The 20,428-nt window shown below is 72.5% G+C and carries 13 protein-coding genes; 7 read left to right on the top strand and 6 right to left on the bottom strand.

Annotated elements, in window-relative coordinates; genetic code table 11:
• Nucleotides 1-348 precede the first annotated feature (348 nt).
• The 6 genes from drmA (at nucleotide 349) to ABTW95_RS24610 (ending at nucleotide 10,996) form a co-directional block, all read left to right on the top strand.
• Entirely contained in the window at nucleotides 349-4,179 is a 3,831-nt protein-coding gene (gene drmA, locus ABTW95_RS24635; RefSeq protein ID WP_500227493.1) for a DISARM system helicase DrmA, read from the top strand.
• Nucleotides 4,176-6,074 (top strand): DrmB family protein, encoded by a 1,899-nt coding sequence (gene drmB, locus ABTW95_RS24630; RefSeq protein ID WP_500227492.1) that lies wholly within the window; start codon nucleotides 4,176-4,178, stop codon nucleotides 6,072-6,074. The genes drmA and drmB overlap by 4 nt, the downstream gene beginning before the upstream one ends.
• The gene (gene drmC / locus ABTW95_RS24625; RefSeq protein ID WP_500227491.1) at nucleotides 6,071-6,859 is read left to right on the top strand and encodes a DISARM system phospholipase D-like protein DrmC; all 789 of its coding nucleotides are present in this window, start codon (nucleotides 6,071-6,073) and stop codon (nucleotides 6,857-6,859) included. Before drmB ends, drmC begins: the two co-directional genes overlap by 4 nt.
• Nucleotides 6,856-8,775: an N-6 DNA methylase gene (locus ABTW95_RS24620; RefSeq protein ID WP_500227490.1), complete on the top strand. Its 1,920-nt coding sequence runs from the start codon at nucleotides 6,856-6,858 to the stop codon at nucleotides 8,773-8,775. Before drmC ends, ABTW95_RS24620 begins: the two co-directional genes overlap by 4 nt.
• A gap of 9 nt (nucleotides 8,776-8,784) precedes the next feature.
• Nucleotides 8,785-10,320, top strand: a complete 1,536-nt coding sequence (locus tag ABTW95_RS24615; protein WP_500227489.1) for a serine/threonine-protein kinase — start codon at nucleotides 8,785-8,787, stop codon at nucleotides 10,318-10,320.
• A 235-nt stretch (nucleotides 10,321-10,555) separates the two neighbouring features.
• Nucleotides 10,556-10,996 carry a hypothetical protein gene (locus ABTW95_RS24610; protein WP_500227488.1) on the top strand — a complete coding sequence of 147 codons (441 nt, stop codon included), beginning with the start codon at nucleotides 10,556-10,558 and terminating at the stop codon, nucleotides 10,994-10,996.
• An 11-nt stretch (nucleotides 10,997-11,007) separates the two neighbouring features.
• On the opposite strand, the gene ABTW95_RS24605 is transcribed toward ABTW95_RS24610, so the two are convergent.
• From ABTW95_RS24605 to ABTW95_RS24590, 4 genes are all read right to left on the bottom strand, one after another.
• A complete protein-coding gene (locus ABTW95_RS24605) occupies nucleotides 11,008-14,376 on the bottom strand; it encodes a CHAT domain-containing protein (protein WP_500227487.1) in 3,369 nt (1,122 codons plus the stop codon).
• Between the two features lie 91 nt (nucleotides 14,377-14,467).
• Nucleotides 14,468-15,211: a hypothetical protein gene (locus tag ABTW95_RS24600; RefSeq protein ID WP_500227486.1), complete on the bottom strand. Its 744-nt coding sequence runs from the start codon at nucleotides 15,209-15,211 to the stop codon at nucleotides 14,468-14,470.
• Nucleotides 15,208-15,384 carry a hypothetical protein gene (locus ABTW95_RS24595; protein ID WP_500227485.1) on the bottom strand — a complete coding sequence of 59 codons (177 nt, stop codon included), beginning with the start codon at nucleotides 15,382-15,384 and terminating at the stop codon, nucleotides 15,208-15,210. Before ABTW95_RS24595 ends, ABTW95_RS24600 begins: the two co-directional genes overlap by 4 nt.
• 80 nt (nucleotides 15,385-15,464) lie before the next feature.
• Nucleotides 15,465-17,117 carry an ATP-binding protein gene (locus ABTW95_RS24590; protein WP_500227484.1) on the bottom strand — a complete coding sequence of 551 codons (1,653 nt, stop codon included), beginning with the start codon at nucleotides 17,115-17,117 and terminating at the stop codon, nucleotides 15,465-15,467.
• 185 nt (nucleotides 17,118-17,302) lie between these two features.
• Between ABTW95_RS24590 and ABTW95_RS24585 the strand changes: the two genes are divergently transcribed.
• Nucleotides 17,303-18,718 (top strand): DHA2 family efflux MFS transporter permease subunit, encoded by a 1,416-nt coding sequence (locus ABTW95_RS24585; protein WP_500227483.1) that lies wholly within the window; start codon nucleotides 17,303-17,305, stop codon nucleotides 18,716-18,718.
• On the opposite strand, the gene ABTW95_RS24580 is transcribed toward ABTW95_RS24585, so the two are convergent.
• Complete coding sequence (locus tag ABTW95_RS24580; RefSeq protein ID WP_500227482.1) at nucleotides 18,691-19,557, bottom strand: SLAC1 family transporter; 867 nt, start codon at nucleotides 19,555-19,557, stop codon at nucleotides 18,691-18,693. The genes ABTW95_RS24585 and ABTW95_RS24580 overlap by 28 nt on opposite strands.
• Nucleotides 19,558-19,618: 61 nt before the next feature.
• Nucleotides 19,619-20,425, bottom strand: a complete 807-nt coding sequence (locus ABTW95_RS24575; protein WP_500227481.1) for a DnaJ domain-containing protein — start codon at nucleotides 20,423-20,425, stop codon at nucleotides 19,619-19,621.
• Nucleotides 20,426-20,428: the final 3 nt, after the last annotated feature.

Genomic DNA, 20,428 nt, shown 5'->3' with positions numbered 1-20,428 from the left:
TCTTTAGGTCACAATTAGCAAGGTTTCGGACATACTGCACGGTCCGTAACTCGGGTGTCGTTTGCGTCGCGGCTGCCGTGCCTGCCCAAACGGGCGGGCGGGAACTTGTCTGCTTTCGGAGTTTCTGTCCAAAAATCTGAGGGCCTTCGGGTGCGTCAGGTTCCCGTAGAGATGCAGATCACGGCACGGAATTCTCAGCGGAACGGCCGTTCTGACATTTCGATCGCAGACGGTCTCGCGATGGCCGACATCGGACGCGCGGGCGCTTCGCGAGCCGGACGCGGCGAGAGTGTCGGCAGGGTGTGCTTGTGTAGCGTGTACACGAAGCCGAGAGGTCGGAGGCGCGGCGTGAGCGAGGATGACGGCGGGCTGTTCCCGCAGCCGGGGGACGTGCAGCTCTCGCTGCTGAAGGGGGAGCCCGCCAGGATGAAGCCGCCGCTGGACGTGCCGCAGGCGTTCGCGCAGGGCACGGCGTTCGAGGTGCGGGACGAGCTGGAGGAGCTCGTTCGGCGCGACCTGCTCGGGCCGTGGGACGGCCCGCGGGAGGAGTTCAAGCCCCGGGCCATGGGGCCGCGTGAACGGTACCTGGTCGGGATGCTCGGGCCGAGGCACTCGCCGGCGTCCACGATCGAGAACGCCGACCAGTTGCCCGACACCGAGACCGGCGTGGACGGGGACGCGGCGGAGAGCGGGTTGCCCGAGGTCGTCAGCCCGCAGACCCTCGGCAAGATCTGGGCTTCCTCCATGGGGCTCTCCTTCTGCGTCGGCGGCGATGTGGACGCGGTCGTCGTCACGGCGGCCTGGGGGCGCTACGCCCAGCACGAGCAGGAAGGCGAGGACGGCAAGAAGGTCCGGGTCTGGGCGCGCGAGCCGGTCGCGTACGAGGAGGAGGTGCGGCTCGACGCGGAGGAGTCGTACAAGATTCCGCTGACCGGGGAGCACGAGGACGCCCCCGGCGTGCTGCTCAGCGTCAACGTGCGGCCGAGGGACGGCAGGCGCGTCGTGGAGGTCGCCCTTGTCAACCAGCAGGCGGAGCCGGTCAGCAACAAGGACACCGCGTGGCTGTTCCAGCCCGAGCTGACCGTGACGGCTCTCGATGGCGCGAAGGCCGTCTTCCTGCCCGTGGACGACCCGGCCGACGATCTCCAGGCCGTCGGCGACGACGCGGAGGAGTCGCACCTGCGGCTGCTCTACCGCAACGAGCGCCGGTACGCCGCCGGGCGCAACGTCGCGGTCCACGCGGACGTCGCCGCGGGGCACCGGACCGCCCACCGGCTGACCACCACCTGGCTCCCGGTCCACAATGTGCCCGCGACCATCGCGCCCACCGGGCCCGGCACCCCGCTGGAACACGTCACGCTCTCCATGGATGCCCTCGCCCAGGCTGGCCCGGCGCAGCTCGAGCACGGCCTCCGACCCCTGGTCGACGGCTACAACGCCTGGCTGGACGAGCGGGAAGCCGAGATCCCGGACCTGCCGGGCGGGCTGAGGGACGCCGCACGCAGGGCCGTCCACGACGCCAGAAGAGCGGCCGAACGGATCGAGGCCGGCGTCAGGCTGCTGTCCGACGAGAGCAGCCCCGGGCACGAAGAGGCCCTGGCCGCCTTCCACTTCGCCAACGAGGCGATGGCCCTGCAGCGCCGCCACACCGCGCTCGTCCCGCACCGCGAGGAGGGCCGCAGCTATGAGGAGGCGCTTCGAGAAATCGACGCGCAGGGAGAGAAAGCCGCGAGTTGGCGCCCGTTCCAGCTCGCGTTCGTCCTGCTCAACCTGCCCTCGCTGACCGATCCCGGACATCCCGAGCGCGCGGCCGACCACGCGGCCCTCGTCGATTTGCTGTTCTTCCCGACCGGCGGCGGCAAGACCGAGGCGTACCTGGGCCTGACCGCCTACACGTTCGCGATCCGCCGGCTGCAGCGCACACTCGGCACGGCCGAGGATGCGCGAGACGGGATGGCGGGCGTCGCCGTCCTCATGCGGTACACGCTGCGGCTGCTCACCGCCCAGCAGTTCCAGCGGGCCGCCGCCCTCGTGTGCGCCGCCGAGGTCATCCGGCGCCGCGACCCGAGCACGTGGGGGGACGAGCGGTTCCGCATCGGACTGTGGGTCGGCGCCGGGGTGTCTCCCAACTGGTTCGAGGAGGCCAGAGACCAGATCATCGAGGCACGCGACCAGGGAAGCGGCCATCGCGCCAACGTCCTGCAGACGCTCGCCTGCCCCTGGTGCGGTGAGAGCCTGCGCGCCGAACGCGACCTCCACATCGACGATGACCGGCGCCGCGTTCTGCTCTACTGCCCGCGCGGAGAAGGGGACGCCTGCCCGTTCTCCCGCAGAGCGGCGCCGGGCGAGGGCCTTCCGATCCTCACCGTCGACGAGGAAATCTACCGCTACGCGCCGAGCCTCGTCATCGCCACCGTCGACAAGCTGGCCCAGCTGCCCTGGAAGGGCTACGCCGGGATCCTGTTCGGCCGGACGCGCAGCCATTGCGACCGGCACGGCTTCCGCCACGACGACCTGGACGACAAGACCGGGTGCGCGAGCAAGCACAACAAGAAGGGCGCGCTCCCCGCGGTCGGCGCCCGGCCGGTCGTCCGGCTCCGCCCACCGGACCTGATCATCCAGGACGAGCTGCACCTCATCTCCGGTGCGCTCGGCACGACCGTCGGGCTGTTCGAGGCCGCCGTCGCGGAGCTGTCGTCCTGGCCCTACCAGGGGCGCCGCACCGGCCCGAAGATCGTCGCATCGACCGCGACCACCAAGCGGGCGCGCGAGCAGGTCCGCGGCGTCTTCGGCCGCGAGCTGGCCGTCTTCCCACCGCAGGTCATCGACGTCGCCGACACCTTCTTTTCCCGGCGGGAACCGATCACGGAGAAGACGCCGGGCCGGCGCTACCTGGGCATCTGCGCGCACGGCGTCCGTATCAAGTCCGCCGAGATCCGGCTCGCCGAGATCCTGCTGCTCGCCGGGCAGACGCTCTTCGACAAGTACGGCGAACCCGCCGACCCGTACATGACGATGGTCGGCTACTTCAACGCCACCCGGGAGCTGGCCGGAATGCGCCGGTACCTGGACGACGACGTGACGACGCGCGTCCGCCGCCACGGAAGGGCCAAGGGGCTGTCCGACCGGATCGTGCAGCGCGGCGGAATGCTGACCATCCAGGAGCTGACGTCCCGCATCTCGTCCGGCGACATCAGCGACGTTCTCAAACGGCTCGAGCACGGCTTCGATCCCGACGTCGACACGAGCACCCGCCGCAAGGCGGCGGCGGCCGACATGTTCCGGTACAAGAAGGAGCAGCGGGAATCCAAGGGGAAGGTCGCTCCGCCCCACCCGCTCACCCGCCGCTACTTCGACCGCATCCGCGACGGACTCCAGCCGGTGGACGTGGTGCTCGCCACCTCCATGCTCCAGGTCGGCGTGGACGTGTCCCGCTTCGGACTGATGGTCATGGTCGGGCAGCCCAAGAACACCGCCGAGTACATCCAGGCGTCCTCGCGCGTCGGGCGCGACGCCGAACGCCCCGGCCTGGTCGTCACGCTCTACAACTGGTCCCGTCCCCGCGACCTCGCCCACTACGAGGACTTCGAGCACTACCACTCCACCTTCTACCGGCAGGTCGAAGCCCTCTCCGTCACGCCCTACACGCGCCGCTCCCTGGACAGGGGCACGGCCGGGACGCTGGTCGCCGCGATCCGGCACGCCACCGAGGAGTTCTCCCGCAACCCCGACGCATCCGACGTCGACCGCTCCGACCCGCGCGTCCAGGGCATCGTCGACCGGATGCTGGCCCGTGCCGAGGCCGTCGCAGGGACACGCGGACGCGACTACCTGAACGAACGTGCCCAGGTGGTCCTCGACGCCTGGGAGGACAAGAAGACCGGCGGCAGCGCCCGGCTCGGCTACCAGGACGGCACCTGGAACAAGCAGACGATCAAGGGATTGCTGCGCCCGGCCGGCAGCGGCCGGTGGGAGACGATGACCACCGGCATGTCCATGCGGGAGACCGAGAACGAGATCAACCTGCTATTCCCCGGCGGCGAAGCCATCTACCAGCCCCTCTACAACGAACCGGAGTGGTCGTTCGGCCCGCCGGCCGACCCCGACGAGGACGACCCCGAAGGCGACGAGCTCGGGCAGTCCGCCCTCGACGCCGCGAACGGATGGGAGACCCGATGACCGAGCCCGCCGTCTTCCGCCGCCGCGTCGGCAGCGTCCGCCCGAGCCACCTCATGTTCACCGGCGGCGTCGGAGCGCTGGTCGACCTGCCGAACTTCTCCGTCCTGGTGAAGGGCCTGGACGACTGGAGCCACCAGGGCCTGCCCGAGGCGATGCCGATCAACGAGCCGCGGCTGCTCGCGGCCGTCCAGCAGAGCATCGGCAAGAGCGTCCAGAAGCTGATGCCCGCCCCCTGGATGGAGGGCCTGGACAGGGACCCGGCAGGTCCCGCGTCCAGGATCGGCGTGCCGGTCGCCCCGTTCCCCAGCTGGCTGCGCTGCACCCACTGCAACGAGCTGGGCGGCCTCGACTCGGGCATCTTCCGTTTCGAGAACACCAAGCCGCGCAAGCCCCACGAGGCGCGCTTCTTCCACGACAAGTGCAAGAAGCGCAAACCCCTCGCCGTGGCGGCCCGGTTCGTACTGACCTGCACCAACGGCCATCTCGACGACTTCCCGTACGCGCACTTCGTCCACCGCGGCGGGACGTGCGCCAAGGCCGGCCATCCGCGGCTGCGGATGGAGGACCGCGGCGGGAACCTCGGCGCCAACGTCGAGATCAAATGCGTGAACTGCGGGGAGCGGCGCAACATCCGCGACGCCCAGGGCAAGCGCGGCGAGGAGAACCTCCCGCGCTGCCGGGGCCGCCACCCTCACCTGGCGACCTTCGACCCGCAGGGCTGCGACCAGCCGCCGAAACTCCTGGTCGTCGGCGCGTCCAATCAGTGGTTCGCCAAGGGGCTCGCCGCCCTGGCCGTCCCCCAGTCGGGGGCCAGTGCGCTGGACGCCAAGGTCGAGCAGAACTGGGCCGCCATCAAGGACCTACCCGAGGCGATGTACGCCTGGGCCCGCGAGAACGCGCCCGCCTTCAAGGAACTCGACCAATGGAGCGACGAGGAGATCACCGAGGCTGTCGCCAGGCATCGCGCCAAGCTGGAGGGGGCGCGCGACGAACAGGCCGACAAGAATCCCGACCTGCGCACCGCCGAATGGGAGGTGTTCTCCGCCGACAGGCTGCCCGACCCGAACCCCGACTTCACCCTCCGCCGCGCCTTTCAGCCCGTCCCCGACGAACTGACGGGCATATACGCCGACGTCGTCCAGGCCGAGCGGCTCCGCGAGGTCCGCGCGCTGATCGGTTTCACGCGCCTGGACGCCCCCGACCCCGAGGATCCGAACCTCGTCAAGCTCGTCCCGCTCGCCAGGTCGAAGCCAGCCTGGGTTCCGGCCAGCGAGGTGCGCGGCGAGGGCATCTTCCTCAAGGTCCCCGAAGACCTCCTGAAAGCCTGGGAGGAGCGCGTCGAGAAGTCCGAGGCGATGCGCCTGCACCGGGAAGCGTACGCGCGGCACCGCCGCAACCGCTACTCCGACCGCATCGCCACCATGTCCGACTTCGATGACATGGCCCACTGGCCCGGTGCCCGCTTCATCGCCCTGCACACCCTGTCGCACCTGCTGATCCGCACGATCTCCCTCGAATGCGGCTACAGCTCGGCGAGCCTGTCCGAACGCATCTACTCCGGCACCGACGACGACCCGCACCGCAGTGGCATCCTCATCTACACGGCGGTCCCCGACGCCGAAGGCACGCTCGGCGGGCTCGTCTCCCTCGCCGAGCCCGACCAGCTCGTCCGGCTGACCCGCCGCGCCCTCGCCGACGCACGGCACTGCTCGTCCGACCCGCTCTGCGCCGAACGCCTCCCGCAGGCACCGGCCGACTTCCTGCACGGCGCCGCCTGCCACGTCTGCCTGTTCGTCTCCGAGACGACCTGCGAGCGCGGCAACAAGTTCCTCGACCGCCGCTTCGTCGTCCCTGTCGGCGATGCCGGCCTCGCCCTCTACCCGGAGTTGCCGTGAACGGGTCCGACGATGACGATGACGACCCGGACCTCGGGCTGACGCCCCTCGACAGGTTCGAACGGGGCGTCCGCGAAGCCGTCGTGCGGATCGGTCCGGACGGGCTTCGTGCCATGGCCGAGAAGTTCGACCGGTATCCGACGGCCTCCGCCATCCGGGCCTGCGCACCCGGTTTCGAGGACGAGGCCGACTCGCTCCTCGCCGCCTCCCGGGAGGAAGACCTTTCCTATCAGGCCGTCGCGGCATATCTGCGCGGCGTCGCGACCGCGAAGGAGCTGGCGTCCGCCCAGGTGGAGTCGGTGTGGAGCGGGCCGACCAGCCACGCGGTGCCGGTGCGGTCGACCGCCCGGGTCCTGTCGCAGCTCGTGGCGCGCGCGCGGCACGAACTCCTGCTGATGACGTACTCCGCCAAGCCGTACCAGCCCCTGCGGGACGCCCTCGCCGCCGCCCTCGCGCGGGGGGTCGTCGTGAGGATCGTGGTGGAGACGCTCCAGGGAGCCGGCAGCGCGCTCTCCGGAGAGGAACCCGCCGCCGCTTTCCGCGGACTCCGCCTGGAGCTGTGGCACTGGCCCGTCGCACGGCGATCTGATGACAATGGGCGGATGCACGCGAAGATCGCGGTTGCGGACCGCCGCGAACTGCTGGTCTCCAGCGCGAACCTCACCCAGGCCGGGGTGAACGGGAACATCGAGGCGGGGCTGCTCGTCCGCGGCGGGACGGCCCCTGAGCGCGCCGCCGAGCACTTCGACGCGCTGCGGTCCGCCGGGATCCTGGAGCGCCTGTGACCGGACGCGACCCCGAGGTCGCACCGACCGCCGGCGCGGCCGCCGCCGGCCCCGGCGCGACCGGCGCGCCCGGCTCCGGCGCGGTCGCTTCCGGGGCATTGGTCAGCGCGGCGGACATCGCCCGCCTGACCGGCTTCGGGCGTGCCGCGGTGTCGAACTGGCGGCGGCGCTACGAGGATTTCCCGCAGCCCGCCGGGGGAACTGCCAACAGCCCGCTCTTCGCTCTCGCGGACGTGGAGAAGTGGCTGGCGGGCCAGGGCAAGCCCCTGACGCTGACCCCCGAGGAGCGGCTCTGGCAGCTGCTGCGCACCGCCACCGACGATCTGCGCCTCGGTGAGGTCGTCGGGGACCTCGGGCGCGGTGCCTACCTGGGCGAATCCGGTGTCGGCGTGGAGCCCGCACTGCTGTCCGCGGCGCGTCGGCTGCGCCGTACACGCGGACCGCAGACGTTCGAGTATCTCGTGCGGCGTCTCGTCGAGGCCCACGCGCGGCGGGTCGTCCCGACGCCGCCGGACACGGCCTGGCTCATGGCAGGGCTCGTCCAGGTGGGCGGGGGTCGGGTGTACGACCCGGCGTGCGGAATCGGGAACCTGCTGATCGCCGCCCAGCGGCACGGCGCGGGCGGCGTCGCCGGGCAGGACCGTGAACCCTCCGGGACCAACATCGCCCGCACCCGCCTTCACCTCAACGGGGACGGCGACATCGACATCCGGCCCGGCGACTCGCTCACGGCCGACGCCTTCGCCCGCGACCGGTTCGACGCCGCGCTGTGCGACCCGCCCTTCGGTGACCGGGCCTGGGGCTACGACGATCTGGCGGGCGACGCGCGCTGGGTCTACGGGCTCCCGCCGCGCGGAGAACCGGAGCTGGCGTGGGTACAGCATGTGCTCTGGCATCTGCGACCCGGCGGTGAGGCGGCCGTGCTGATGCCGCAGGCCGCCGCGGACCGCCGCTCGGGACGCCGGATCCGCGCGGCCCTGCTGCGCACCGGCACCCTCCGGGCGGTGCTCGAACTGCCCGCCGGGGCGGCGGGATCGGCCGCCGCGCCCCATCTATGGCTGCTACGCCGGCCCGCGGACGGCGACCCGCCGCCCGGCCGCGTGCTGATGCTCGACGCGTCCGCTCCGCCCGAGACGGTGATCGCCCACACCGCGAGGTTCCTGCGCGGCACCGGTGATCCGGGCAGCGGCCGGGCCGTCCCGCTGATCGATCTGCTGGACGACGCCGTGGACGTGACCCCCGCCCGCCATCTGCGCGGCAGCGACGACGTCCGTGCCGGATACGACGCCGCGCGCGCCCGGTTCCGCGACCGGCTCGCCACCGTCAACGCCCTTGCCAGCGAACTGGTGCCCCTCGGCGAGGCGGGCGAGCACAGCACGACGACGCTGGCCGAACTGATCCAGCACGGCATGGTGGAGGTGCTGCACCCGCCTATGACGATGGAGCTCGGCGCGGGCGACATCCCTGTCCTGACCGGCAAGGACATCCAGCTCGAACGAGACCCGTCCGGCCGGACCGTCTCCGCCCTCGGGCTCCTGATGCTCCGCCCGGGGGACATCGCCGTCGCGCAGGCTGGCCGCCGGGTCCACCCGCGGGTAGTCGACGCCGCAGGCGTCGTGGCGGGGCCTCAGGTCCAGGTGTTCCGGGCCGACCCGACCCGCTATGACCCCCATTTTCTCGCCTGCTTCCTGCGGGCCGCGGGAATGGCCCGCGGATCGTCCACCTCCTCCCGAGCTGATCTCCGCCGGACGGCGGTCCCGCGCCTGCCGGTTGAGGAGCAGCGCGCCTATGGGGCAGCCCACCGCCGTCTCACGGAACTGTCCGCGGCGCTGCGCGAGCTGGCAGCCGTCGGCGACGACACCGTCGCGCTCGGAATCGAGGGTCTCGGTGGCGGCGGCCTCGCCCCGGGCGGTTGAATGGGCGGCGTGACGACCATCGCCGGCCGCTACGAGCTGGATCCCGTCCACATCGGCAAAGGCGGGATGGGAGAGGTCTGGGGCGCCACCGACACGCGGCTGCGCCGCCGCGTCGCCGTCAAGTTCGTCCGGTTCGGCGACGATCCCGAACTGATCAAAAGGTTCGTCCGCGAGTCGCAGCTCACCGCACGGATGCGGCACCCGGGAGTACCGGTCCTCTACGACGCCGACCGGGTCGGCGGCGGCCCGTTCGACGGGCGCCTCTACCTCGTCATGGAACTGATCGACGGCATCAACGTCGAGGACCTGGTCGCCGAGCATGATCCCCTGCCGGTCGGCTGGGCCGCCGCGATCGCCGCGCAGGTCTGCGCCGTGCTCAGCTATGCGCACGGCAAGTCCTTCGTCCACCGCGACCTCAAACCCAGCAACCTGATGGTCGACAAGGACGGCGCCGTCAAGGTTCTCGACTTCGGGCTCGCCGTCGCCCTGGACGCCGACGAGCGCTCCCGCCTCACCAGCACCGACCAGTTGCTCGGCACGCTCGCCTACATGGCGCCAGAGCAGTTCCGCGGGCAGTACAGCCCGTCCAGCGACCTGTACGCGCTGGGCTGTGTGCTGTACCAGATGCTCAGCGGCAAAGGCCCCTTCCAAGGGCCCGACCACGTCTCCCTCATGCACGCCCACATCTATGAGGAAGCGGTTCCGCTCCGCCGCTTGCGCGGCGATGTTCCGCCCGACCTGGAGAACCTTGTGCGGCGGCTCCTGGCGAAGGCTCCCGAGGCACGACCCGCGTCCGCCGACGAGGTGTTCGACGCGCTGCACCCGCACACTGCCGGCCTCCAGGAGCTGCCCGGTGCGGTCCGGGCCGGGCGCAGCGCGCTGCGCATGTACGCGGACGTCGCAGGCCGGACTCTGACCGCCTACACCGCCCCGGCGCCGCACCGGCCTCCGCCGGCCGCCGCGAAGCCGCCGCCCGCGGACTCCTTCAGCCTCGGCGATATCGCCCGTGCCCGCCGCGACGCGGAACGCCTGATGCGCGAGTCGCGCCTCGATGAGGCGGCACGGGCGCTGAGCCGCACGTCGGCCCGCGCCGAAAGCGTCCTCGGCGGCGACCACTCCGAGGTCGTCGCGCTCCGGACCGAGCTGGCGGACGTGCTGTTCAAGGCCGGCGACTACACCGCGGCGGCGTCCGCCTTCCACGCGCTCGCCGAGGACGCCGCACGACGCGACGGCACCGGATCGGAAACCGCCCTCGGGCTGCGTTTCCAGGAGGCCAGCAGCCGCGCGCTCGACGGCGACATGGACCGGGCACTCGCCCAGCTCAAAGATCTCATCGGTGACGAGACCCGGCTGTTCGGCAAGGACGACGACAGGGTCCTCGACCACCGCCGCCAACTCGGCCTCCTCCTCCACGGCGCCGGCCGCACTCCGACGGCCGTCCATGTCCTGGAGGACTTGGCCGCTGATGTGGAACGCCTGCGCGGTGGCGATGATCCGATGCTCCGGACAGTCCGAGACGCCCTCGCCCGCATCCACCGCGCCTAACCTGGCCGACCGTGTGGCGGCTGAGATGACCGGCGTCGGCTTGCGCTGAACGGGCCCAGGCCATGGGGCTTCTCGGATAGGGCCGCGCATGCAACCGGCGGATGGCGAGTCACAAACATCAATGACCATACTTGGCCATTTTCTAGGTGACTGAAATCGAGGGCCAGAAATCACTCGTCTCTTGCTACAGTATTGGCCTGTCCAATGGGGAATCGTCCTGCGGGGGAGTTCGGTGTTGACTCAACTGACGCTCGGTGAGCGAGGGCGTGGAACTTTGGTGGAAACTCTTCATGGGTTGGTCCACGCTGCTGGATTCGCCGTTACGGTTCGCGGCGCGAATGACGTGGGGCAGACGGTGCGGGCCATCGTAGATGCGGTTCCCGTACTCGGCCAGGACCACGAGGTCCGGGCCAACGGCCTCGTCGTCAGTCGTGTGGGCATGTACCGGGTGGTGTGGGGTGTCGTCGGCTCTCCAGGTGGGAGCCTGGCTGTTCTGACACCCCATTATGGGTATGAAGGCCAGGATTCGAGTGAGTTTTCTGGGCCCTTCATGCGAGAAGTCGTCAACCGGGTGAAGACTCTTTCGACCGCCGGATTCTCAATCGGCGCCGGTGGCCAGGGAATGGTGTCCGACGAGGGGTTCGCTCTGGAGTTCGGTGGCGCGTACGCTGATTGACGAGGGGCGGCTCAGCGCTCAGGCGGCATGGCTTCGAGCTTCTCGCGGATCTGTAGGACGACGAAAGTGTCCTGGGCCTCGGCGGCTTCCGCGATGCCTTTCTCATAGAAGGAGCGCGCCGCGCCGCGGCGGCCGAGAGCGAGGAGGCAGTTGCCGGCGGCGAGGTAAGTGTGCGCCCTGCCCCGGATGTCGTCGGTGCGCAGGAACGTCATGAGGGCGTGGCGCGCACGGCTGAGGCCGAGGAGCGGCTTGCCCTGACGTTCGGCGATGGACGCCAGCAGCCCCCAGCAGCCGGCCTGGTCCGTGACACGCCCGAGTTCCAGGTTCAGTTCCAGGGCGGCGCGTACGTGTTCCTCTGCGATGTCCAGTGCACCCATGCGTTGCGCGGTGACGCCGAGATGCTGCCGGGAACGCGCGATCTCCTCGCGCATTCCACGGTTCTGCGCCTCGCGTAGTGCGGTGTCGAACTCGTGGTAGGCGGCCTCGTCGTCGCCGGCGAGGACATGCAGGGTTCCGATCTGGTTCCTGATCGATGTCGCGGCCGCCCAGTCACCGGTGTTCTCGCACATGGCCATCGCATGCCGGCAATGCGCCATGGCCGTTTCGAGGTCCCCGGTGCGTTCCGCCAGGGCCGCCAGGCGCCGGTGACAGGCGATCAGCGCCTCCTGATCCCCCACGCGCTCGAAAGTCTCCATCGCCGCCTGGAGCCCCGAGCGGGCCGCCTCAAGGTGGCCGCGATCCTCTTCCAGCATCGAGATCTCGTACATCGAGGCGGCGAGGTCCCGCTCCCGGCCGAGCGCCTCGAAAATCTCGGCGGCGGTGCGGTACCCGGCCTCCGCCTCGGCGAACCTGCCGATGTTGTGGTGGACCGAGCCGGTCTGGTGTGCCGCGAAAGCGATCCCCAGCTGATCGCCGGCGGCCCTGCTCACCGATTCCGCCCGCGCGAGGTGTGCGAGCGCCTGCGCCGCCTCTCCGCGGTCGCGGGCGATGAGGCCGAGTTGCCGGTGGATCTGGGCCTCGTGTTCGCTGCCCGGCGCGACCCAGGCGAGCATCCGCTCGCACAGCACCTGTTCGGCGGACCAGTGGCCCGCCGAATGCAGAACGCCGCACAGCTGACGACCCTGGGCCGCCGCCTGCGCCGGATCGCCGACCTCAAGGAAATGGTGGATGGCCTCTTGTGCGGCCATGACTCGCTGGGCGCGCGGGACGTCGGTCCGCAGGAACCGGTCCTGCCAGAACCGGGCCGCGCGGCCGTGCGCCTCCTTCACCGCGCGCGGCTCCAGCCTCGCCAGCATGTCGACCGTCCAGCGGTGCACGATCCAGTGGACGCCGCCGGACTCCTCGGCGACGGGTGCGATGAGGCCGAGATGTTCGAGCCGCCGTATCGACTCCCGCGTGCCGCCGCCATCGGACGCGAACGCCTCGGTCGGCACGGGAAGGCGGAACACCGCTGCGCGGGTCAGGAGGCGTCGGCCGGACTCCTCCAGCGCGGCTAGGAGTTCGCCGAACAGGGTGTCCCGGACGGTGGCCTGCACGGCCTCGTCCAAAGCCGGCCGCAAGATTCCACCGGTGCGCGCCCACGCGGCCTCCAGTCCGCCCTCCACGAGGCGCTCCAAGCGCCGGGCGACGTCGCCTGCGGGAATCTGCTGGGTCCGGAGGAGCGCGTCGAGGTAGTCGTAGGTGCGGGGGTGGCCGCCTATGACTTCGTGGACCTCCCGCCAGACCCGCTGCGGGAGCCGGTGCAGGGCAGGCAGCCGGAGCCGGAGCAGATCGGTCTCGGCGGCGGTCAGCGGCGGTAGCGCCAGCTGCGTCAGCCGCCCGGAGCCCTCATGGCCCAGCGGCAGCGGATGCCGGGAGGTGGCGAGCAGTGCGGCGTGCCGGACGTCCTGGAGCCAGCTCGTCAGAAAGGCGGCGAGTTCCCGGTCCTTGAAGGCCGTGTATCCCTGACGGTCGTCGAGGTTCACTTCGAAGTCGTCCAGGACGAGCGTGATCGGTGGCCGCTCTTCGCCGGAGGCGCGGAGTTCGGACAGGGCCGTGAGGCGGTCGCGCCAGTCGCGGTCGGGATCGACCAAGGCCACCGGGACCGGGGCCTGCGGCGTCTCGGCGAGGACGGCCGCGACCTTGTCCATGATCCCGTCCGGGTCGACCGGTCCGGCGAGGACGGCGACGGGGCCGTCGGCGGCGCGCGCCCGCAGCACCTCGCCGAGGAAGGCCGACTTCCCTCCTCCGCCCACCCCGTGGACGATGAGGCCGGCGTGCTCGGTCAACGCGCGTACCGCGGCGCGGAGGAGGGCCCGCCGTCCGACGAAGGCGCCCAGTGGAAGCGCCAGGGGCGCATCGGGTACGGCTGCGGGCGCCGCCGGTCGCGGATGGGAGGACCGAGCCCGCGGCGACCCCGCGAACAGGACGGGGACATGCCACTCGGGAAGCCAGTCCCTGTCCTGCCGCCTGACCCGCTCCCGGTCGGCGCGAGCCGTGTGCAGAGCCGCAGGCAGGTCGCCGTCCGCGCCCAGCCGCGAGTAGACGGCGGCCATGAGGTGACCGGCGTAGACGTCCCGCACGGGAGCCGTCATGGCGATCACCGCGGTGACGTCCAGATCCGCGAGATCCTGCGCCAGGCCGCTGAGATACCGCGCTCCTCCAGCCGGAGCCGGTGCCGACCGGATCTGCGCTCCCGTGGAGCACCCGGCCAGCACCACGACCGTCGGAGGGGCCTTCCTCCACGCCGCCGCGAGATCGCGCGCGCTGACGGGCCGGCGTTCGCCCGCTGCGTCCTCAAGGAGCAGCCGGCCGGGTTCGGCGTGGCACACGATGTGGACGACGTCGGCCGGATCGGTCTCCACCGCCTCGGCGAGGGCGTCCAGGCTTCCGGTACTGAGCACTCTGAGATCCAGTGAGCCGTCTGAGGACGACGCAGCGCTGACCAGCCGCCGGGTCTCGCTCTCCAGATCGAGGAGAGCCGCGCTGGACCTGCCGAAACGGGACTGCGGGCTTGCGAGCAGGGCCACGACCCGCAGCGTCGCTCGCCCGGGTCCGGCTGGGGGCCGTATCGCGTTCGCGCCGCGGTAGGGAAGCACCGCGTCATGGATCGCGAGAGGCGAGTCCGTCCCGGGCAGGAGCATGGCCTCCCATGGCAGCGAGGCCAGGACGCCCGTTTCGATGTCGAGTCCCAGCGTCAGCCTGCGGCCGGACCGTCCAGCACGAGCAACGGCCTCGGCGAGCCGTCCGGCCGCGTCCGGGCTGATGGCCGCGGCCAGCGCGCGGCCCAGGCGTCGCAGCAGCCGCTCGGCCTCGGGCCAGGTCTTGCGGTCGCCTCCGGCGGTGTCCCGCAGCCTTTCCAGGGCGCGGTGCATCTCGCGCAGCGTGAATGTGCCGGCCACACCGGGGCCCCGGACGGCGAGGACATTACCGGCGTGCAGCGATACGCCGTCCTCGCGGATTGTCAGCCGCCACGCTTCTGGCGGTCCGGGATCAGCCGCCACACGCGTCCGCCGGGATGGTGGCCGTCCCGCCGGTCGGGGCCGGCGTGACGATGCAGACGCGCAGCACGGGGGGAGTCTCCTTGTTGTCCAGGGGGGCGGTGAAGAACAGTGATCCCCCAGCGAGGACGGCGAGAGAGGCGAGAAGCGCCTCGCGCCGGGTCCGGCGCAGCGCCTGCCGGACCTGCCAGGCGTGGATCCAGGCTAGCAGCCGCTGCCGGGTCCGCTGGGCGAGGAGCGCGTTGGAACGCGCGGCCGCCGACTCGTGTTCGAGGATCCGGCGCCTTTCGGGGTCGCTCTCGCGGGCCAGCCGCGCCTCGAGGTTGATGCTGATGCGGCTCCGCAGTCTCCATTCCCGCTGCAGCGCGGCCGGATCGGGTGTGAAGGGCCCGTAGAAGGCGGCGGGGTCGCGTGCGATCAGTCCCCTGAGCCCGGAGAGTTCCGGTTTCTGGAGGTCATCGAGGGTGCTGACCCTGGGCGCGAGGACGTCACTGGTCCGCCAGACCGTCCAGGCCGCTCCGGCGAGTGCCAGCAGGAGCCCGCCGACCGCCGCGACCACGTCGCCGCAGTCGTCGAGTTTGCTCACCACCGCCAGGGGCCCGCCGGCCAGGACGAGTCCGCCGACCCCCGCGGCGGCCCCGGTGATCCACCGGGCGGTGCCGCGCATGTCCGCGACCGACGCGTGCAGAGCCTGGACGGCCGGATCGGGCGCGGCGGCTTCGGCCGGAGAGGTCACGAGATCTGCAGATCGTCACCGCGGTGGTCGGCACGCATGATCACGTCCGCCTCCCCCAGGTCGTCCGGCAGTTCCTCGTGGAGAACCCATCCGGTTCCGTCGTAGTACTCCACCTTGTCATCGTCGTTGATCCGGATGTCGCCTTCTTTGGGAGTCGGCGGTTGTGTTGCCATGCGTTGATTCTCGTGGTGCCGCCGGCCCGTGGACGGCTGGTGAGGCACGTCTGACCGAGTCCGGTCGGTGTGCCGGCGGGTCAGCCGGGGTCGGTGGTGGTGTGGGGGAGGGCGGCCGTGGTGAGGACGTGGTGGGCCGGGCTGCCGGCCGGGGCGTAGAGGGTGAGCGGGTGGCCGAGGGCGGCGGTGCGGGTGTCGGCCTCGTGGAGGACGGCCACGCCGGCGCTGGCCAGGTGGGTGACGCCGGTCAGGTCGACGGTGAGGGGGCGGGTGCCGCCGCGGGTGCGGAGCTGGAGTTCCTCGCGCAGCTGGGCGGCGGTGGCGGAGTCGACGGGGCCGTCCACCCGGATGCGCGGGGCGCCGGGGGAGGGCTGGTCCAGGATCAGCAGGAGTCCGGGGGAGTCGGGCGGGGCCTCGGGCGGGGTGAAGTCGGGCGAGGTCAGCAGCCGGGCGGGGCGGAGCAGGCGGTGCCGGACGGTCGCCGTCGTCCCGGACGGCGCCGTCTCGACGCCGAGTTCGTCGACGAAGTCGCTGGCCATGGCGAGGCCGCGGCCGCGGTCGGTGTCGTGGCGGTGCTCCAGCCAGCGGCCCCGGTCGGACACCTCGACCTCGACCGTGCCGCGGCTCGTGGGGGCGGCGCGCAGCCGGACGTTGCCGGGGGGCGAGCCGTAGGCGTGCTCGACGGCGTTGGTGACGAGCTCGCCGACGCCGTGCCGCAGGAAGGCGACGTCCTCCGTGCGGGCGCCCAGGTCGTACAGCCACTCGTCGAGGGCCTTGCGGGCGGCGGGGATCGCGGCCGGGTCCGCGCGCATGTCCAGCAGGAGGGGGGACGGCGGGTCGGTGAGCTGGGCGGCGAGCAGTGCGATGTCGTCGGTGTGGCCGGTCGCGCGGACGAGCAGTTCGAGCGTCTGCGCGGTCAGCCGGTCGACGGCGGCGACGCAGACCGTCGCGGCGCGGGCGGCGGGGAGCCGGCCGGCGAGCCGTCCGGCGGCGGCGAGCGCCCCGGCGATGTCGCCGGTGTGGTCGAGGCGGTCGTGCAGCACGGCGCGGAGCTGGCCCATCGCCGCGGACGCGGCCACGCCGTGCCCGGCGACGTCGCCGACGACGAGGGCGGCGCGGCCGTCCGGCAGCGGGACGGCGTCGAACCAGTCGCCGCCGGCGGACGACTCGGCGCGGCCGAGCAGGTAGCTCCCGCCGATGGCGAGGCCCGGCAGGACGGGCAGGCCGGGCGGCAGCAGCTGCCGTTGCAGGACGCCGACGGCGTCGCGGGCGTCCGTGCTCGGCCGGGGCGAGCGGCGCCGCGCCCGCCGGTCCCGGACCCGCGAGGTGACGTCCCGGACGACCGCGACGAGGCCCGTCACCGTCCCGTCCGGGGCGCGGCGGGGCACCACGGCGCCGTCGATGTAGACGTCATCGGGGGCGAGGCCCTCGCCCGCGCCGAGCTGGACGCGCCACTCGGTGATCAGCTCGGGCACGCCGGTGGCGAAGGGGCGGTCCAGCGCGCCGATGAGCTGCTGCCCGACCGCCTCGGGGACGAGGTCGCGGATCTCCCGCCCGATGGGGTCGGCGCCCAGCAGGCCGCGGCCGGCGGCGTTCGCGGCGACCACGGTGTGGTTCGGCCCGTCCAGGCCGACGATCGCGGCGGGGGCCGCGTCGAACACCTGCCGGACCGTCCGGGCGTCGCCCGCCGGCCACCTGAGCCCGTCATCGTCGTCCTCATCCGGGCCGCGCATGAAACCTCCGTGCCATCGCCGCCGTGCGACCGTTCTTTCCGTTTCGTCCGCATCCATACCCCCGGCACACTGATGCCGTCCATGGGCCGGCCGAAACGCGGGCGGGGACCTAGGCCGATGGGACGTAGTCCTCTGGTCCCGTTGCCCGACGCGGGCAGGCCGGGGTGAAAGGCAGCATGTCCCCTATGACCGCAACCGACCTCACCGACGAGGAAGCCGCGCGGACGGCCGCGAGGACGCCGGGCTGGGCCGCGCTGCTCGCCGCGTCCATCGGCCAGTTCCTCGTCGTCCTGGACGTCTCCGTCGTCAACGTCGCGCTGCCCCACATCCGCGAAGGCGTCGGGCTCGGCGCCACCGGCCTGCAATGGGTCGTCAACGCCTACTCGGTGGCGTTCGCCGGGTTCCTGCTGCTGGGCGGGCGCGCCGCCGACCTCTACGGGCGCAAGCGCGTCTTCCTGGCGGGCCTCGGCCTGGTCGTCACCGCCAGCCTCGCGGGCGGCTTCGCGCAGGACGGCGCCATGCTGATCGGCGCCCGCGCGGTGCAGGGGGTCGGCGCCGCGATCCTCGCGCCCGTCACGCTGTCGCTGGTCACCGCGACGTTCCCGGCCGGGCCCGCGCGGACGAAGGCGATCGCCATGTGGACGGCCGTCGGCACCGCGGGCGGCGCGACCGGCGGGCTCGTCGGCGGGCTGCTGACCGACTACCTGAGCTGGCGCTGGGTGCTGCTGATCAACGTCCCGGTCGGCGTCGCGGTCGCCGCGGTCGCCGCCCGGTGGCTCCGCGACGACGGCCGGGGCGCGGGGCGCGTCCGGCTCGACGTGCCCGGCGCCGTCCTCGTCACCGCCGGCGTGGGGCTGCTCGCCTTCGGCATCGGGCAGACCGAGGACCACGGCTGGACGTCCCTGATCCCGCTCACCGCCGGGCTCGCGCTGCTGGCCGTGTTCGTCGGCGTCGAGGCGCGGACCCCGCACCCGCTCGTCCGGCTCGGGCTGTTCCGCCTGCGCACCGTGGCGGTGGGCAACATCGCCACGCTGGTCCTGATGACGGCCGGTTTCGCGCTCTGGTACTTCCTGTCGCTGTACATGCAGAACGTCCTGCACTACAGCGCCGTCCGGACCGGGCTGTCGTTCCTCCCGCACACCGCCGGCATCATCATCGGCTCCCGGATCGCCCCCGCCATGATGGCCCGCATGGACGCGCGCCTCCTCGCCGGCGCCGGGGGCCTCATGGCCGCGGCCGGGTTCGCCTGGCAGAGCGCCGTGCTGGACGCCGGCGGGACCTTCCTCGGCTCCATCCTCGGGCCGGGCGCGACCATGGCCCTCGGCTTCGGCCTGCTGATGACGCCGCTGGTCGAGGCGTCCACGAGCGGCGTGGACGAGTCCGCGGCCGGCGCGGTGGCGGGCATCGTCAACACGTCCCGCATGATCGGCGGGGCCATCGGCCTCACCGTCCTCGGCACGGCCGCCGCCGCGCGCTCCGACCTCGCGGACGGCTACGCGGCCGCGTTCCTCGTCGCCGCCGCGATCACCGCCGCCGGGACGGTCATCGTCGCGTTCCTGCCCCGCCCCCGCCGTCAGGACGAGGCGGACGCGACGGCGTGACGCACCGCCCCGGCCGCGACGACGACCCAGGCGACGGCGGCGGGCCACAGCAGGGCCTCGCCGAGCGTCCCGAGCCACGGGACGCCGCAGGCCCGGCCCGCCGTCATCGCCGCGACGGCCGTCATGCCGAGCGGGAACACCGTCGACCAGCGGCGGGCGTCGTAGGCCGTCCGGGGGCGCAGCACCTCGCAGACCACCAGCACCGCGTACCAGGTCAGCGCCACCGCGAGGACGGCCAGCGTCCCCCAGGCGAGCGGCGCGGGACCGTCCGTCGCGAGCGTCACCTTCGCGAACGCCAGCGCCGATATCGACAGGCTGCCGCCCACCACCCAGTGGTCGCCCGCCCCGCCGACCAGCTCCCCGAAGTCGAAACGCGCCAGCACCAGCACGTACAGCAGGAGGCCGAGGACGAGCATCGCCCCGGACGGCCACAGCAGCCACCGCGCCGGCAGCTCCACCGCCAGCGTCGCCGCCAGCACCGCGACCGCCTGCGTCGCGACCGTCACCATGTACGCGGCGCCCGGGACGGGCCACCGCAGGTTGCCGAGCACGCGGGGCAGCAGGGCGAGCCACAGCGCCGCGGTGAGCGCGAGCAGCACGGCGGCCGCCACCGGCCGCGAGATCATCGCGACGCCGTCGCCGAGCACCCCCGTCCCGGCGACGGTCGTCAGCGCGGCGGGGGCCGACGTCTCCTCCCGCCACCGCCCCGCGCCGCCGAACAGCGCGCAGAACGTCACGGCGAGGGCGACCCACAGCGCCGCGGCGAGGCCCAGCAGCACCCGCGCCGCCCACAGGAACCCCGCGAGGTGCAGCCCCACCGAGACGATGCCGGTGGCCATGACTTCGGCCCCCCACGGGTTGCCCGCTCCGCGCCCGCCGCTCACGACCGCCGCTCCGGGGTCACTGGACCTCGTCCGCCATCGGATGCTCGTCGGCGGGGACGAGCCGGAAGGCGACCAGCCCGAGAAGGTCGTCGCGGACGGTGACGCGCGTGCCCGCGTGGAAGCCGTCCGGAATCCGCACGGCCACGGTCCGGGTGGTCCCGACCCAGCCGGACAGGACGCACCGGTAGCAGGCGCGCTCGTCGGTGCCGCGGCCGCCGCAGGCCCCGCACCGCGTGCCCGAGCCGGCCCATCGCCAGTACCCGCGGCCTTCGCAGACGTCGCAGGGCAGCGGGATGCGGCCGAAGCCGTCGCAGTGCGGGCACAGTTCCCGGTCGGGGACGGCGACCGAGGCGGCGCCCGCCCGGGCGGCGTCCCGCGGCACCTGGACGACGATGTCGCCCGCCTGCCCCCTTGTCGGGATGCCGAGTTCGCGGTCGTATCCGGCGCGGCGGCGCGGGTCGCCGATCCGCCGGTAGGCCGTCACCGCCCTCTCCGGGATCGGCCTGCCCGCCGCGCGGACGATGTTCCGGTACGCCTCGGTGATCTCCGCGGCGGACGCGTCCGGCGCGACTTCCAGAACGTCGTAGCAGGTCCGGGGACGGCCGGGGCCCGCGCGGAGCGAGGCGTCGTAGGCCCTGCGGCGTTCGGGGTCCCCGAGGACCTCCGCGGCCTCGTAGATGAGGGCGAAACGCTCGGCCGCCGTCGGGTCGTCCGGGTTCGCGTCCGGGTGGGCCTCGCGCAGCCGGGCCCGGCGGGCGGCTCTGATGTCGTCCTGCGACGCGTCCCGCGCGACACCGAGGACGGCGTAGTGGTCCCGGGTCACCCG

This window comes from Spirillospora sp. NPDC127506 (assembly GCF_040302145.1).
In the GTDB taxonomy this organism is placed as follows: domain Bacteria; phylum Actinomycetota; class Actinomycetes; order Streptosporangiales; family Streptosporangiaceae; genus Spirillospora.
The sequence above is the reverse complement of the archived record's forward strand: the minus strand, read 5'-3'. Positions and strand labels throughout refer to the sequence as shown.